Annotated in this window: 11 protein-coding genes; 3 read left to right on the top strand and 8 right to left on the bottom strand. The window is 61.9% G+C overall.

Annotated features, from left to right (window positions below; all coding sequences use genetic code 11):
- Positions 1 to 15: 15 nt before the first annotated feature.
- The 8 genes from AAEZ10_RS15285 to AAEZ10_RS15250 are packed head-to-tail and all read right to left on the bottom strand — an operon-like array spanning position 16 to position 8,516.
- A complete protein-coding gene (locus tag AAEZ10_RS15285) occupies positions 16 to 1,038 on the bottom strand; it encodes an HAD family hydrolase (protein ID WP_282386811.1) in 1,023 nt (340 codons plus the stop codon).
- Positions 1,035 to 2,477, bottom strand: coding sequence for a hypothetical protein (locus tag AAEZ10_RS15280; protein ID WP_282390405.1), 1,443 nt, complete (start codon positions 2,475 to 2,477; stop codon positions 1,035 to 1,037). The genes AAEZ10_RS15285 and AAEZ10_RS15280 overlap by 4 nt, the downstream gene beginning before the upstream one ends.
- Complete coding sequence (locus tag AAEZ10_RS15275; protein WP_282386590.1) at positions 2,474 to 4,054, bottom strand: VWA domain-containing protein; 1,581 nt, start codon at positions 4,052 to 4,054, stop codon at positions 2,474 to 2,476. The genes AAEZ10_RS15280 and AAEZ10_RS15275 overlap by 4 nt, the downstream gene beginning before the upstream one ends.
- 1 nt (position 4,055) lies before the next feature.
- Positions 4,056 to 5,048 (bottom strand): vWA domain-containing protein, encoded by a 993-nt coding sequence (locus tag AAEZ10_RS15270; protein WP_243243064.1) that lies wholly within the window; start codon positions 5,046 to 5,048, stop codon positions 4,056 to 4,058.
- A complete protein-coding gene (locus tag AAEZ10_RS15265; protein WP_110645210.1) occupies positions 5,035 to 5,634 on the bottom strand; it encodes a DUF4381 domain-containing protein in 600 nt (199 codons plus the stop codon). Before AAEZ10_RS15265 ends, AAEZ10_RS15270 begins: the two co-directional genes overlap by 14 nt.
- Positions 5,631 to 6,566, bottom strand: a complete 936-nt coding sequence (locus tag AAEZ10_RS15260) for a DUF58 domain-containing protein (RefSeq protein ID WP_110645211.1) — start codon at positions 6,564 to 6,566, stop codon at positions 5,631 to 5,633. Before AAEZ10_RS15260 ends, AAEZ10_RS15265 begins: the two co-directional genes overlap by 4 nt.
- Positions 6,563 to 7,543: an AAA family ATPase gene (locus AAEZ10_RS15255; protein WP_350569881.1), complete on the bottom strand. Its 981-nt coding sequence runs from the start codon at positions 7,541 to 7,543 to the stop codon at positions 6,563 to 6,565. The genes AAEZ10_RS15260 and AAEZ10_RS15255 overlap by 4 nt, the downstream gene beginning before the upstream one ends.
- Before the next feature lie 22 nt (positions 7,544 to 7,565).
- Positions 7,566 to 8,516, bottom strand: coding sequence for a SphA family protein (locus tag AAEZ10_RS15250; protein ID WP_350569879.1), 951 nt, complete (start codon positions 8,514 to 8,516; stop codon positions 7,566 to 7,568).
- A gap of 513 nt (positions 8,517 to 9,029) precedes the next feature.
- Between AAEZ10_RS15250 and tpx the strand changes: the two genes are divergently transcribed.
- The 3 genes from tpx (at position 9,030) to AAEZ10_RS15235 (ending at position 14,107) form a co-directional block, all read left to right on the top strand.
- Positions 9,030 to 9,530, top strand: coding sequence for a thiol peroxidase (tpx, locus tag AAEZ10_RS15245; RefSeq protein ID WP_016774621.1), 501 nt, complete (start codon positions 9,030 to 9,032; stop codon positions 9,528 to 9,530).
- A 174-nt stretch (positions 9,531 to 9,704) separates the two neighbouring features.
- Positions 9,705 to 11,009: an MdtA/MuxA family multidrug efflux RND transporter periplasmic adaptor subunit gene (locus AAEZ10_RS15240; protein ID WP_339099938.1), complete on the top strand. Its 1,305-nt coding sequence runs from the start codon at positions 9,705 to 9,707 to the stop codon at positions 11,007 to 11,009.
- A complete protein-coding gene (locus tag AAEZ10_RS15235) occupies positions 11,006 to 14,107 on the top strand; it encodes an MdtB/MuxB family multidrug efflux RND transporter permease subunit (RefSeq protein ID WP_122507275.1) in 3,102 nt (1,033 codons plus the stop codon). The genes AAEZ10_RS15240 and AAEZ10_RS15235 overlap by 4 nt, the downstream gene beginning before the upstream one ends.
- Positions 14,108 to 14,139 lie beyond the last annotated feature (32 nt).

Here is a 14,139-nt window from a genome sequence, read left to right as displayed (position 1 = left end):
CTGCATCACGCTTTCTTATTGCACCTGCTCGGTTGCCGGCGGATCGAACGGATAGATCCGGCGCCATTCCGACGCCATGTCCACCACCGTCCAGCCACGGGAATTCGCTTCGTCGAGGGCCTTGTCGAGTCGGCCGATATTCGATTGCCGGTCATAAGCCCACTCGCGCTTGGCATCGGTGTGGTGCACCAGCCCCATCAGGCGCTTGCCCGGCCCGGCGGCGGTCCACTGCAGCATCTGCAGGTCGCCGTCGGAGTTGCCAAAGGCGAGGATCGGCCGCCGACCGATGACCGCATCGATGCTGACCGGTTTGCCCGGCCCGTCGTCGTTGTGCGCAACTTTCGGCGTGCGCACGATCGACGCTTTACCGTCCTTGAACTGGTACGAAGTGACGAACGTGGTACCGATCACCTGTTCCGGAGGGATGCCGTAGACCTTCTCGGCGAAGGCGCGCATGAAGCCGGTGTCGCCACCGGAAACGATGTAGGTCTTGAAGTTCTGGCTGCGCAGGTAGTCGAGCATTTCCAGCATCGGCTGGAAGATCATTTCCGTGTAGGGCTTGCCGGTTTTCGGGTGGCGTGCCTGGCTGAGCCAGGTTTTCGCGTAGTCATCGAACGCTTCGGTGGTCATGCCGCCGTGAGTGGCGCCGACGATCTTCAGCAAGCCTTCCATCCCCGACGCGGCGAGGGCCTTGTGATCATTTTCCAGCACCGCCTTGAACGGCTGGGTGGTTTTCCATTCCGGGTGTTGTGCGGCCGTGCGCTTGACCTCGTCGAAGGCAAACAGCAATTCGAAGTACGCCGGTTGTTCGCTCCACAAGGTGCCGTCATTGTCGAACACGGCGATGCGATCGGCCGGTTTGACGAAGTCCTTGCTGCTCTGGTCGGTCACGGCCTGGACGAACTCGATAATGCTCTTTTTGGCCGGGCCGTCGTTCCATGACGGCAGCGGTTCATTCGCCTGTGCCAGCAGGGGCAGAACCAGTGTCAACAGCAGGGCGAGACCGAAACGTTGGCGACGCAGCAACGGGTTGATCATGTGAAATCCTTCTCATGCACAGGGTTGAGCGGGCGCAGGGCCGGTGCGGGTTTCGCCTGTTGGCGGGCGACCTGACTTTGAAGCGTAGCCAACGATTGGCGAATCTGAACAAGTGTTTGCTCGACGGCAGACTGACGGCCGTAAAGCCCGCGTAACAAACCCTGCAAACGTGGCCCGGCGCCCGTGAGTTTCAAGCCCAGACGACTGCGCCGTAGCCACAAGTACAGCGCGGTCAGTTGCGCCGGCCTGGCTTGCAGTTGCGGGGCGATCTGTTGCCAGGCGAAAGCGGGCGAATGCTGCCAGGCCAATTGCTTCGCCCGTTTATGTGCGAGCCAGCGTTGATGGGCGCGAACGGCGACGGGCCGCAGCAAGTACACACCGACGGCGAGGCCGACCGCCAGCGCCAGCCAGAGCAGCCAGCGGCTGGAGAAGTGCAAGTGATTCTGTTGCAGTTGCCTGAGGTCTTCGGCGAGCGAAAACACCGGTTTATAGGCGTTGTTGGCTGCGGCCTCGAAGCTCACGGCCGGCACCTCAGCGCTGCGGATCTGCTTCGCAGCGGAATCCCACCATTTCACGCGGATGGCTGGCAGCGTGAAAGTGCCGGCGCTGTCGATGCGATAGCTGGCGCTGTCGATACGTTGGCCGCCGAGAATATTGCCGCGACCGTCATCCAGCGCTTTGACTTGTGGCGTCTTCGCGTAGCGGCTCAAGCCGGCGACATCACTGAAAGTCGGAATCGGCAGGGCCATCGCCAGCGCGCCATCGGCTTGCAGGGTGAGCTCACGGGTGATGCTGTCGCCGACTTTCAGTGGCGTGGCCGAATTGGTAACGATCTGTTTCAAGCGCAACCCACTGGCGACCAGAGGCGTCTCCCCGGGCGCGAAGCCGGGCGGCTGGGCGGCGCTGAAACTCAGCGGCTGGCTTTGTGCGCTGATTTCTTCAGTGGCCTGGCCCAGTCTGGCGCGTACGGTCAGCGCCGGGATATCGAAACTGCGCGCGACGTTGGGCGTGATCAGATAGCTATAGCGCAAGCCATTGAACGATTGGCCATCGATGGTCTGGTTCAGATGCTGCGCCTGGCCGTTCGGCGGCATCACCAGCGCACCGTCGAGTTGCAGATCGGGCAGGGCGGCGGCGCTGGTGAACCAGGTATCGGTGAGCACGTCGAGTTGCAGTTCGACCAGACCGCCGACCATCGCGCCTTCGCTGGGGTTGAGGTGAGCCTGGACTTTCAGTTGCGCTGGGGCGGCAAAAACATTCAGAGACAGCAGGCTGGTCAGCAGCAGTGCGCTGAGTTTCGCGCTGATTGTTCTGCCGCCATCGCTGGCAAGCCAGCTCCCAAAAATCACAGCAATCTTCAAAAAGTTTGCAACTACACAGAAATTCCCTGTGGGAGCTGGCTTGCCAGCGATGGCGGCGCTCAGGTGCCGGAGGTTCATGGCCGATCTCCCTGCTGATCCTGCAAGCTGAATTTCTGCCTTAGAAACTTCGCCGGCGAGGTGGTCAGGTTCTCCAGCCACAGCGCGTCGGACGCCGCCTGCTGGGTCTCGACTTTTTTGCTCTGACCTTTACCGGGTGCCTTGTCGAATTTGACTTCATCGGGTTTGGTTTGCGGAGCGTTTTTCTCTGCGCTTTCGGTGTCCTTGAGCAGTGCCTGAGCCAAGGCCAGATTGGCGCTCGCTTCGGGAAATTGCGGCTGCAGTTTCAACGCCTCGCTGTAGGCGGCAATCGCCTGATCGAACTTGAAGCGGCGCACGTAAATATTGCCCAGGTAGAAATACGCCTGCGGCGTGTCCAGGCGGGCAAAGGTCGCCATAGCCAAGTCGTAATCGGCAGCGTGATAGGCCGCGACGCCTTTCCAGTACGGGTCGACGAACAGCGCCGCGGCTTCGGGCAAACGATCATGCTCAAACGCCCAGCGGCCTTGTTGGTCGCGGGTGAAAAACGCATCGGTGAGGGCGTTGGCCTGCGCCGGCGCCGCAGGCCAGCCCAACCCTACGGCCAAAAACAGCGCCGGCATCCAGTTGACGCTCCAGCCTTTGCGTACGCTGAACAGCGCCAGTAACAGCAACGGCCAGCAGAGCCAGTATCCGGCGTCCTTCCAGTGCAATTCGCGCTGTTCGGCGCTGGCGCTCTGGAAGTGTTGGCGGGCGTGCAACTCGATCCACTCCAGGTCATCGTTATTGAGGGTCAGGCTGCCGAGCGGCGCGTCGACGGCCGAGGCCAATCGCTTGAGGGCCGCCTGATCGAAACTGCCGAGCACCGGTCGTCCGCTGCTGTCGATTTTCGGCTGGCCGCTGGCGGTAGTGATGACGCCCGCGTCTTCGCTGCCCACCGCCAGAACCAGAACCTGCAAGGCACTGCCGTCGAGGTGTTTTTGCAGATCATCGAGTTGCGTGGTATCGGCCCCATCAGTCATCAGCAGCAGACTGCCCGGGGTGTTCTCGGCGCTGAGCAAGCGTTTCGCTTGATCGATCACGGCGGCGACGTTTTTGCCGGGTTTGTCGATCAAGCCCGTGCCCAGGGCCTGGATGAAACTGTCGAGCAGCGCCGGATCGTCGGTCGGTGGCAACACCAGATGCGCGCTGCCGGCATAGGCGATCAGTGCGGTCCGCGCAGCAGCGCGACGTTGAAGCAGCTCATGCAGCTTGTGCTTGACCGCCTCCAGCCGCGTCGGCTGCACATCGTTGGCGTCCATCGACGGCGAAAGGTCGACGGCAACGATCAGTGGTGCGCGGTTCTCGAGAAAGTCCGGGCGATCCTGTTCCCACGTCGGCCCGGCCGCGGCGATTGCGCCGAGGATCAGCAGCGCACAGAGCAGGTGCACCGGGCGCCAGCGCTGGTGATCCTGCGGGGTGATCAACAAGTGCGGCAGCAAGTGTTCGGCGATATTGCCGCGCAGGCGTTTTTGCAGGTCGCGGCTGCGACGCCAGATCAGTGGCAGCATTGCGCCGAACAGCGCAAGCAACAGCCACAGCGGGCGCAGAAAGTGGAAATCGCTGAGGTTGATCTCCATTTCAGGCCTCCTGCCGCTGCCGCGCAACCGTCAGGTTCGGGCGTAAAAGGGCGCCGAGCTGATACAGCGCCAACAGCAGCAATGCTGCGCCCAGCGGCCAGTAGAACAATTCCCGTTGCGGCTGATGGCTGAGTGTTTTTACCTGATGCGGAGTGAGCTGGTCGAGGGTGGTGTAGACCTGATCCAGCGCCGCGCGGTCTTCGGCGCGGAAGAAGCGGCCGCCGGTGGTATTGGCGATCTGTTCGAGGCCTTGCAGATTGACCTTCGCTTCGCCGGAAGCGTCGGGGTCGCCGATGCCGATGGTATGAATGACCACGCCTTTGTTGGCCGCCATTTTGGCGGCGTGATCCGGGGTGATCGCGCTGCTGGTGTCGTTGCCATCGGTCAGCAGAATCAGGACTTTTTCCTGCTCATGGGCCTTGTCGAGCAATTTCAGGCTGAGCCCGATCGCATCGCCGATCGCTGTGTTGGGGCCGGCCATGCCGATCCCGGTATCGGCCAGCAACAACGACAGGCTGGCGTGATCGAGGGTCAGCGGGGCCTGTGGGTAGGCACCGCTGCCAAATACGATCAGGCCGATGCGGTCGTCCTTGCGTTTGTCGATGAAGCCTTGCACCACGCCTTTGACCGCCGCCAGGCGATTGATTTTTTCGCCTTGGGCGTTAGTGAAATCCTCGGTTTCCATCGACTGCGAAAGGTCGATGGCGAGCATCAGGTCGCGCACCGGTTGCTGGCGTTCGATCGGCTTTTCGACGTACACCGGGCGCGACACGGCCAGCAGGATCAGCGCCCACACCAGCACATTGAGCAGCAGTTGCCAGCGATTGCGCCGACTGCCCTCGGTGCCTGGCGCTTCGCCGACCGCGCGGCTCATCGCGCCGAAAAACGGTACGCGCACGGCACTGCGGGCTTCGTTGTAGGCGGGCAAAAAACGGTAAGCCAGCCAGGGCAGCGGCAGCAGGAGTAACAACCAGGGGTAATCAAGCTGCCACATGGTGATGCTCCACCCAGTATTGGCAGCTGTCGAAGAGCATTTGCCGTTGCGCTGCGGGGAGGGCGCGCAATACGGGGTCCGGCGCGTAGGCGAGTTGGGCGAGTTGAGTGCTGAAGTCGGCGGGCATTCTGTTTTTGCAATGCCGTTGTAGAAATTCCTGCCAGTCATCTCTGCCAAGCGCCGCCGGCCCTTGTGGGAGCGAGCCTGCTGGCGAAAGCGCCGTGTCAGTGGATCGAGGTATTGCATGCGCTGACGTCTTCGCGAGCAGGCTCGCTCCCACAGGGAATGCATTCCAGCGCCGCGATCGAGTGGGCATGGAGAGGGCCGTGCGTTTGAGCAGTTCAGGCAATTCGCGCAGGGCGTTGAGGTCGTCACTGCGGCTGCGCAACTGTGCCAGTCGGGCAAGGGCTTCACGGCGATAGCGGTCGCGGCGCCATTGCCAGTATCTGCGCAGGCCGAGCAACAGCGCGGCGAATATCAGCACCGCCAGCAACAGCCACCAGCCCCAGGTTTGCGGCGCATAACTGACGGGCGCGGGCAGGGCCAGCTCCTTGAGCTGATCGATGCTGGGGATATTCGGGTTCATCGCGCGCCCCCGGCGCTTTTGCCCAGTTCGGCGCGCAGTTGCCCATGGGCGTCCTCGGCGGTGCTGATCATCATCAGCGGCACCTGACTGCGGCGCAGCAGGGTGGCGACGTCCTTGAGCCGCCCGCTGAGAAAATCCCCCAGCGGCTGATGCACGTTACGTTTCTCGATCGCCAGTTCGACCTGCAACTCGCCCTGGGTGACCAGGAGGCGACCGTTGTTCGGCAGTTTCAGCGCCAGCGGATCATAGACCTGCAAGGCAATCACATCGTTGTGCGCCGACAGCTGCCGCATCAATTGCAAGGTGCGTTCACCGGCGCCGGCAAAGTCGCTGACGATGCAGATCAAGTGGTCGTGCCCGGCCACACCGAGGCAACGCTGCAAGGCCTTGTCCAATTGGTCTTCATCTTCGGCGTCGGGATTACCGGCGTTCAGCGCGCGGTTTTGCTGCACTACGCGGCTGAGCAGCGCTTCGACACGCTTGCGACTGCGCAACGGCGCGATGCTGTCGATACGCTGGTCGTTGAAGACCAGACCGCCGACCCGATCCCCGGCGTGAAAAACCATCCACGCCGCCAGCGCGGCGAGTTCGGCGGCGACTGCCGATTTGAAGCTGCGCTGCGAGCCGAAGAACATCGACATGCGCTGGTCGACCACGATCAGGGCCGGGCGGTCGCGTTCTTCGGTGAAAGTGCGCACCACCGGTTTGCCGGTACGCAACGAAGCGCGCCAGTCGAGGTGGCGCAGGTCATCGCCCGGTTGATAGCGGCGCAACTCGTCGAAATTCAGCCCGCGACCGCGCAGCCGCGAGGCGTGGTTGCCGGCGAGTATGCTGCCCTGCGGCTGCCGCGCAAGAAAACTCAGGTCACGGGCCTTGAACTCCAGCGCCATCAATTGCGCGAGAGAGACGTAGACCAGACCTTCGTCCTTCATGCGGGAATCGCCACTTTGTCGAGAATCCGGTCGAGCACCTGATCGGCGCTGACGCCATCGGCTACGGCGTCGTAACTCAGCTGCAAACGATGGCGCAACACCGGATGGACCACCGCGCGGACGTTGTCCGGCGAAACGAAATCCTGCCCCTGCAGCCACGCATCGGCTCGGGCGCAGCGGTCCAGGCCAATGCCGCCACGGGGACTGGCACCAATGGCGATCCAGCGTGCGAGGTCTTCGTCGTAGTCGGCGGGGTGGCGGGTAGCGTTGATCAGGTCGATCAGGTACGTGTCGATGGCCGGTGAAACGTGCACCGCGCTGACTTCCTTGCGCGCAGCAAAAATCACCTCCTGCGGCAAAGTGAAATTCTTCACCGGCGTGGTGCTCGCACCTTGGGCAAACTCTTCGTTGCGCAGCAGGCGCAGCATCTGGCTTTCGTTTTCGGCGCTGGGGTAATCGAGCAGCACCTTCATCAGAAAACGGTCCATCTGCGCTTCCGGCAGTGGGTAGGTGCCTTCCTGCTCGATCGGGTTCTGCGTCGCCACCACGATGAACAGCTCCGGTAGCGCATGGCTGTTGCCGGCGACGGTGATCTGGCGTTCCTCCATGGCTTCGAGCAGCGCCGCCTGGACCTTGGCCGGGGCGCGGTTGATTTCGTCGGCGAGGATCAGATTGCCGAACAGCGGGCCGGGCTGGAATCGGATCTCGTTTTTGCCCTCGACCTGGTGCAGCACCTCGGCGCCAGTGATGTCCGAGGGCAACAGGTCGGGGGTGAACTGGATGCGGCTCATCTTGGCATCAAGGTGTTTGGCCAGTGCCTTGACCGTGCGTGTCTTGGCCAGCCCGGGCAGGCTCTCCAGGAGCAAATGACCATTGGCCAACAGCCCGAGCAGAATCTGCCGGATGACTTGATCCTGGCCGAGCACCGCTTCGGCGATGCTGGCTTGCAGGGCGTTGAGGTCGGTGAGCGCTGTCATGGGCAGTCCTTTGTGTCCGGGTCTAGAAAAACGCCAGGGTCAGATTGACGCTGAAGCCATTGCCTTCGGGGCGGTTCTTGGTGTCGAACTCCGGCACCCAGCGCGCGCTGATATTGGCCTGGGCATCGGCGAATTTTCCGGCCCAGCCAATTACCGGGCCGGCGCCGACCGAACGGCCGCGATAGCCGTTGAAGACATCGGCGGTCTGGCCTTTGTCGTCAGTCAGTTGCTGCACGTAGCCAGCGGCAAGTCCGGCGTTCCAGCCATTGCCCAAGCCGTGAGTCCAGAGGGCGTCGAGGGTGAAGATGTTGCCGTTGCGATAATCGGTAGCGTCGTTCTCGGTGTAGAACTCCAGCCCGCTGGACAAAGTGAACCCGCCGCCCTTGCCGTCGAGGTGGGTAAAGGCCACGGTCGGCATGAACGTGTAATTGTTCTGTCCGGGATTGGCCAGGCGATCCTTGTTATAGGCGCCGGTCGGCACGTAGATCGGTAGCGACAGCGAGAGATGATTGAGTTCGTCGAAGTGATAACCGGCGGCGAGCGGGGTGATCAGCGCATCGGCAAACTGCGTGCCGGAATCGCTGTCACCCAAAGTGCGCCCGCGCGGGCCGGTGATGCTCGCCCTGATGTCGGTGTATTGCACCGGCAGGCCCATTGCCGAAGCGAAATTCCAGCGGCCCTTGCCGGTGTTCCAGACATGGGTGAAGTTGGCCATGGTGTAGGAGACTTTCATGTCGATCCCGCCACTGATCGCGCCGGAAATCGGTGCGCCGTCGCTGCCCTTGAGCGAGCCGTCGTACCAGATGCTGGTCAACGACATTACCCAACCCGGCTCCGGCGGCACGATGCCGGCATTGGCGAACACTTGCTGGCCCGTGATCGGCCGGCCGACGCCACCTTCTGCGGCGAACAGCGATGGACTGACGCCCAGGCACAGCAAGAGGAGGAGACGCCCGCTCCGTGGCTTGAGCATGGCGAACGCCGCGCCACCCGGCCCCGGCAGAAATCCTCTATTCCCGGGTCGACTGCAGATCATTCCCGATTCCATGGTGTTTTTCCGGACAACTGAGCACTGTCGCGCCGCTACTGCGTTATCCCTTTGCTTATCAAGCCTGTAGGACACGTCCTTCTGAAACTAGCAGCTAATCGGGGGTTAGCCAGTCGAAAAAATTAATTCGTTGGTGCGGGCGGCGGGGTGCACACATCACACCTCTAATGGTCGGAGCCGGGCTGAATCGAAGGTGGTTGGGGCGGCACTGCAAACTTCTGTGGGAGCGAGCCTGCTCGCGAAAGCGGTAGTCCAGTTGACACACGTTTCTGATATCGATACCTGATTTCGCGACCAGGCTCGCTCGCACAGGGTGTTGTATACAATCTCGCCTGGAGCGCCCAACAATTTCCTACGGGGCATAGGTCGTCAGCCGATTTCGTGGTTAACTTCCGCCTCTTGCATGCTTTCCAATCAAAAAACAGAAGGACTCAAGTCATGGCTCAAGTCACCCTCAAAGGCAATCCGGTTCAAGTCAACGGCCAGTTGCCACAAGCCGGTTCCAAGGCGCCAGCCTTTTCCCTGGTAGCCGGCAATCTGTCCGACGTCACCCTGAAAGACTTCGCCGGCAAGCGCAAAGTCCTGAACATTTTCCCAAGCGTCGACACCCCGACCTGCGCCACCTCCGTGCGCAAGTTCAACGCCCAGGCCAACGACATCAGCAACACCGTGGTGCTGTGCATCTCCGCTGACCTGCCGTTCGCCCAGGCGCGCTTCTGCGGCGCCGAAGGTCTGGAAAACGTACAGAACCTGTCGACCCTGCGCGGCAGCGAGTTCATCGAAAACTATGGCGTGGCCATCGCTGACGGCCCGCTGAAAGGCCTGACCGCTCGCGCCGTTGTGGTGCTGGACGAAAACGACACCGTCCTGCACAGCGAACTGGTCAAGGAAATCGCTGAGGAGCCTAACTACGAAGCGGCACTGTCCGTTCTCAAGTAAGGCTTTTACAATTGTTAACGGCCTGGCCCTGTCCAGGCCGTTTTCATTTGTGTATCAGGGTTTTGCCTCACACCTTGAAACGTAAGTGGAAGGTAAATTGCCGGTAAAGCTGCTTTGCTTAAATCCACTCAGTGCTTATCGTTCAGCCTCCCGTAATAGAAGCCCACGCGCCCAATGGTCAATAACTCCATGCAATCGTCCCCCCGCAAATCCCGTCGCTGGCTGATCAGCCTGCTGGTCCTGTTGGTCATCGCTGTCCTGTGCTGGAAATTCTGGCCCGCCGGCTCTGCTGACAAGGCGGGCGGCGACAAAGCGGCCGCTGGGCACACCGGGCGCTCGGGAATGATGCGGCCGGGCTTCGGCGGCGGTACCGGGCCGATTCCGGTGCGTGTGGCGCCGGCGGTGAAGGGCGACTTCCCGCTGTATTACAAGGCACTGGGCACGGTCACCGCGCTCAATACCATCAACGTGCGCAGCCGGGTGGGCGGCGAACTGGTGAAGATTCATTTCGAAGAAGGGCAGATGGTCAAGGCGGGCGACCTGTTGGCCGAGATCGATCCGCGTCCTTACCAGAATGCTTTGCTCCAGGCCGAAGGCACGCTGCTGCAGAATCAGGCGCAACTGAAAAACGCCCAGGTCGACGTTGAGCGTTATCGTGGGCTGTATAAAGAAGACAGCATCGCCAAACAGACCCTCGACACCGCCGAAGCGCTGGTCGGCCAATACTTGGGCACGGTCAAGACCAATCAGGCAGCGGTCAACGATGCCAAGCTCAATCTCGAATTCACCAAGATCCGCGCGCCGATTGCCGGTCGCGTCGGTCTGCGTCAGGTCGACGTCGGCAACCTCGTCGCCGCTAATGACACGACGTTCCTCGCGGTGATCACCCAGACACAACCGATCAGCGTGGCCTTCACCTTGCCGGAGAACAGCCTCGACACCGTGCTCGCCCGTTACCGCAGCGGCGCCAAGTTGCCTGCCGAAGCGTGGGATCGCGGCGACACCAAGCTGCAAGCCACTGGCGTGCTGCAAAGCCTCGACAACCAGATCGACGTCGCTACCGGCACTTTGAAATTCAAGGCTCGCTACGACAATCGCGACCAGTCCCTGTTTCCCAACCAGTTCGTCAACGTCCATTTGCTGGCAGACACGCTCAAAGGTGTAGTGCTGGCGCCGTCGGCTGCGATCCAGTTCGGCACCAATGGCACCTTTGTCTATGCGCTGGACGGCGACAAGAAAGTCACCATTCGCCAACTGAAAATCGGTGCCAGCGACGGTGACAACACCGTGGTCACCGAAGGCCTCGCCGCGGGTGATCGCGTGGTGCTCGAAGGCACCGATCGCCTGAAGGAGGGCAGCGAAGTCGAAGTTGTCAATGACAGCAGCGAAGTGCCGACCTCGCCGACCGAACACCTGCAAGGCAAATCTGCCGCCAATCCCGATGCGACCATCGCTGACAAGGCCAAGAAGGGCGCATGAACATTTCGCGGCTGTTCATCCTCCGTCCGGTAGCCACCACCCTGAGCATGCTGGCCATTGTCCTGGCCGGCCTGATCGCTTATCGCCTGCTGCCGGTTTCGGCCTTGCCGCAGGTCGATTACCCGACCATCCGCGTCATGACCCTGTACCCCGGCGCCAGTCCGGACGTAATGACCAGCGCCGTCACCGCGCCGCTTGAACGCCAGTTCGGGCAGATGCCGGGCCTGACGCAAATGGCTTCGACCAGCTCCGGCGGCGCTTCGGTGCTGACCCTGCGTTTCAGCCTCGACATCAACATGGACGTCGCCGAACAGCAGGTTCAGGCCGCGATCAATGCGGCGACCAACCTGCTGCCCACCGACCTGCCGGCGCCGCCGGTGTACAACAAGGTCAACCCGGCGGACACCCCGGTGCTGACCCTGGCCATCACTTCGAAAACCATGCTGCTGCCCAAGCTCAATGACTTGGTCGATACGCGCATGGCGCAGAAGATCGCCCAGATCAGCGGCGTCGGCATGGTCAGCATCGCTGGTGGCCAGCGTCAGGCCGTGAGGATCAAGGTCAACCCCGAAGCGCTGGCGGCCAACAGCCTCAACCTGTCGGACGTGCGCACGCTGATCGGCGCCTCCAACGTCAACCAGCCGAAAGGCAACTTCGATGGCCCGACCCGGGTGTCGATGCTCGATGCCAACGACCAACTGACCTCGCCCGAGGACTACGCGAATCTGATCCTGACCTACAAGAACGGCGCGCCGTTGCGGCTCAAGGACGTCGCGGAAATCGTCGATGGCGCCGAGAACGAGCGTCTGGCCGCGTGGGCCAACCAGAATCAGGCGGTGCTGCTGAATATCCAGCGTCAGCCAGGCGCCAACGTTATCGAAGTGGTCGACCGTATCAAGGCCTTGCTGCCAAGTATCACCGACAACCTGCCGGCCGGCCTCGACGTCACGGTGCTGACGGATCGCACCCAGACCATCCGTGCCTCGGTCACCGACGTGCAACACGAATTGCTGATCGCCATCGCACTGGTGGTCATGGTCACGTTCCTGTTTCTGCGTCGCGCCAGTGCGACGATCATTCCCTCGGTGGCCGTGCCGCTGTCGCTGATCGGCACCTTTGGCGTGATGTACCTCGCCGGGTTCTCGGTGAACAACCTGACGCTGATGGCGCTGACCATTGCCACCGGTTTCGTCGTCGACGACGCCATCGTCATGCTCGAGAACATTTCGCGCTTCATCGAAGAGGGTGACAGCCCGATGCAGGCCGCGCTCAAGGGCGCGAAACAGATCGGCTTCACCCTGATTTCCCTGACCCTGTCGCTGATCGCCGTCCTGATTCCGCTGCTGTTCATGGCCGACGTGGTAGGGCGCCTGTTCCGCGAATTCGCCATCACCCTGGCGGTGGCGATCCTGATTTCCCTGGTGGTGTCGCTGACCCTGACGCCGATGATGTGCGCGCGCCTGCTCAAGCGTGAACCGCAGGAGCACGAGCAAGGCCGTTTCTACCGCGCCAGCGGTGCGTTCATCGACTGGATGATCAAGGAATACGGGCGGATGCTGCGCTGGGTGCTCAAGCATCAGCCGCTGACCTTGCTGGTCGCCATCGGCACACTGGCGTTGACCGTATTCCTTTACGTCATCGTGCCGAAGGGTTTCTTTCCGGTGCAGGACACCGGCGTGATTCAGGGCATTTCCGAAGCGCCGCAGTCGATCTCCTTCGCGGCGATGGGCGAGCGGCAGCAGCAACTGGCGAAGATCATTCTTGAAGATCCGGCGGTGCAGAGCCTGTCGTCCTACATTGGCGTCGACGGCGACAACGCCACGCTCAACAGCGGCCGCTTGCTGATCAACCTCAAGCCCCACGGCGAGCGCGATCTGACGGCCAGCGAAGTGATCGCTCGCCTGCAACCGCAACTGGACAAACTGGTCGGCATTCGTTTGTTCATGCAGCCGGTGCAGGACCTGACCATCGAGGATCGGGTCAGCCGCACCCAGTACCAGTTCAGCATGTCCTCGCCGGACTCGGAATTGCTCAGCCAGTGGAGTGGCCGTCTGGTCGAAGCCCTGGCGCAGCGTCCGGAGTTGACCGACGTGGCCAGTGATCTGCAGGACAAAGGCTTGCAGGTCTATCTGGTGATTGACCGTGACGCCGCATCGCGCTTGGGAGTGTCGGTGGCGAATATCACCGATGCGCTGTACGACGCGTTCGGCCAGCGGCAGATTTCGACCATTTATACTCAGGCCAGCCAGTATCGCGTGGTGCTGCAAGCCCAGGCCGGGGAGAAGATCGGCCCGCAGGCGCTGGATCAGATTCACGTCAAGACCACCGACGGCGCGCAGGTACGCCTGTCGAGTCTGGCGCATGTTGAAGAGCGTCAGGCGCAATTGGCGATCACTCACATCGGCCAGTTCCCGGCGGTGATGATGTCGTTCAACCTCGCGCCGGGCGTGGCGTTGGGGCATGCCGTGGACATCATCGAGCAGGTGCAGCAGGACATCGGCATGCCGGTCGGCGTGCAGACTCAGTTCCAGGGCGCGGCGCAGGCGTTCCAGGCTTCGCTGTCGAGCACCTTGCTGCTGATTCTGGCGGCGGTGGTGACCATGTACATCGTCCTCGGCGTGCTCTACGAGAGCTACATCCACCCGATCACCATTCTTTCGACCTTGCCGTCCGCCGCAGTCGGTGCCTTGCTGGCGTTGCTGCTCAGCGGCAACGACCTGGGCATGATCGCGATCATCGGCATCATTCTGTTGATCGGTATCGTCAAGAAGAACGCGATCATGATGATCGACTTCGCCCTCGACGCTGAACGCACCCAGGGCATGGCCCCGGCAGAGGCGATCTATCAAGCGGCGCTGCTGCGCTTCAGGCCGATTCTGATGACCACGCTGGCGGCGTTGTTCGGCGCAGTGCCGCTGATGCTGGCCACGGGGTCTGGTGCTGAATTGCGTCAGCCGTTGGGTCTGGTGATGGTCGGCGGTTTGCTGGTGAGCCAGGTGTTGACGCTGTTCACCACGCCGGTGATTTACCTGTACTTCGACCGCCTCGGAAGGCGCTTTGGCAAAGCCAAAGCCGAAGGTGACGAGGTCGCGGTATGACCCCGCAATCAGCACATATCCCTTGTGGGAGC

Origin of the sequence: Pseudomonas sp. H26/SER47-MNA-CIBAN-0231 (assembly GCF_040310465.1) — a bacterium.
Classification (GTDB): Bacteria; Pseudomonadota; Gammaproteobacteria; order Pseudomonadales; family Pseudomonadaceae; genus Aquipseudomonas; species Aquipseudomonas atacamensis.
Note: the sequence above shows the minus strand (reverse complement) of the source record. Positions and strands in the feature narration are given on the sequence as shown.

Bases quoted from the DNA above. Each gene is read 5' to 3' on its own strand.
- AAEZ10_RS15285 (WP_282386811.1), bottom strand. From the start codon at position 1,038: ATGATCAACCCGTTGCTGCGTCGCCAACGTTTCGGTCTCGCCCTGCTG.
- AAEZ10_RS15280 (WP_282390405.1), bottom strand. From the start codon at position 2,477: ATGAACCTCCGGCACCTGAGCGCCGCCATCGCTGGCAAGCCAGCTCCC.
- AAEZ10_RS15275 (WP_282386590.1), bottom strand. From the start codon at position 4,054: ATGGAGATCAACCTCAGCGATTTCCACTTTCTGCGCCCGCTGTGGCTG.
- AAEZ10_RS15270 (WP_243243064.1), bottom strand. From the start codon at position 5,048: ATGTGGCAGCTTGATTACCCCTGGTTGTTACTCCTGCTGCCGCTGCCC.
- AAEZ10_RS15265 (WP_110645210.1), bottom strand. From the start codon at position 5,634: ATGAACCCGAATATCCCCAGCATCGATCAGCTCAAGGAGCTGGCCCTG.
- AAEZ10_RS15260 (WP_110645211.1), bottom strand. From the start codon at position 6,566: ATGAAGGACGAAGGTCTGGTCTACGTCTCTCTCGCGCAATTGATGGCG.
- AAEZ10_RS15255 (WP_350569881.1), bottom strand. From the start codon at position 7,543: ATGACAGCGCTCACCGACCTCAACGCCCTGCAAGCCAGCATCGCCGAA.
- AAEZ10_RS15250 (WP_350569879.1), bottom strand. From the start codon at position 8,516: ATGCTCAAGCCACGGAGCGGGCGTCTCCTCCTCTTGCTGTGCCTGGGC.
- tpx (WP_016774621.1), top strand. From the start codon at position 9,030: ATGGCTCAAGTCACCCTCAAAGGCAATCCGGTTCAAGTCAACGGCCAG.
- AAEZ10_RS15240 (WP_339099938.1), top strand. From the start codon at position 9,705: ATGGTCAATAACTCCATGCAATCGTCCCCCCGCAAATCCCGTCGCTGG.
- AAEZ10_RS15235 (WP_122507275.1), top strand. From the start codon at position 11,006: ATGAACATTTCGCGGCTGTTCATCCTCCGTCCGGTAGCCACCACCCTG.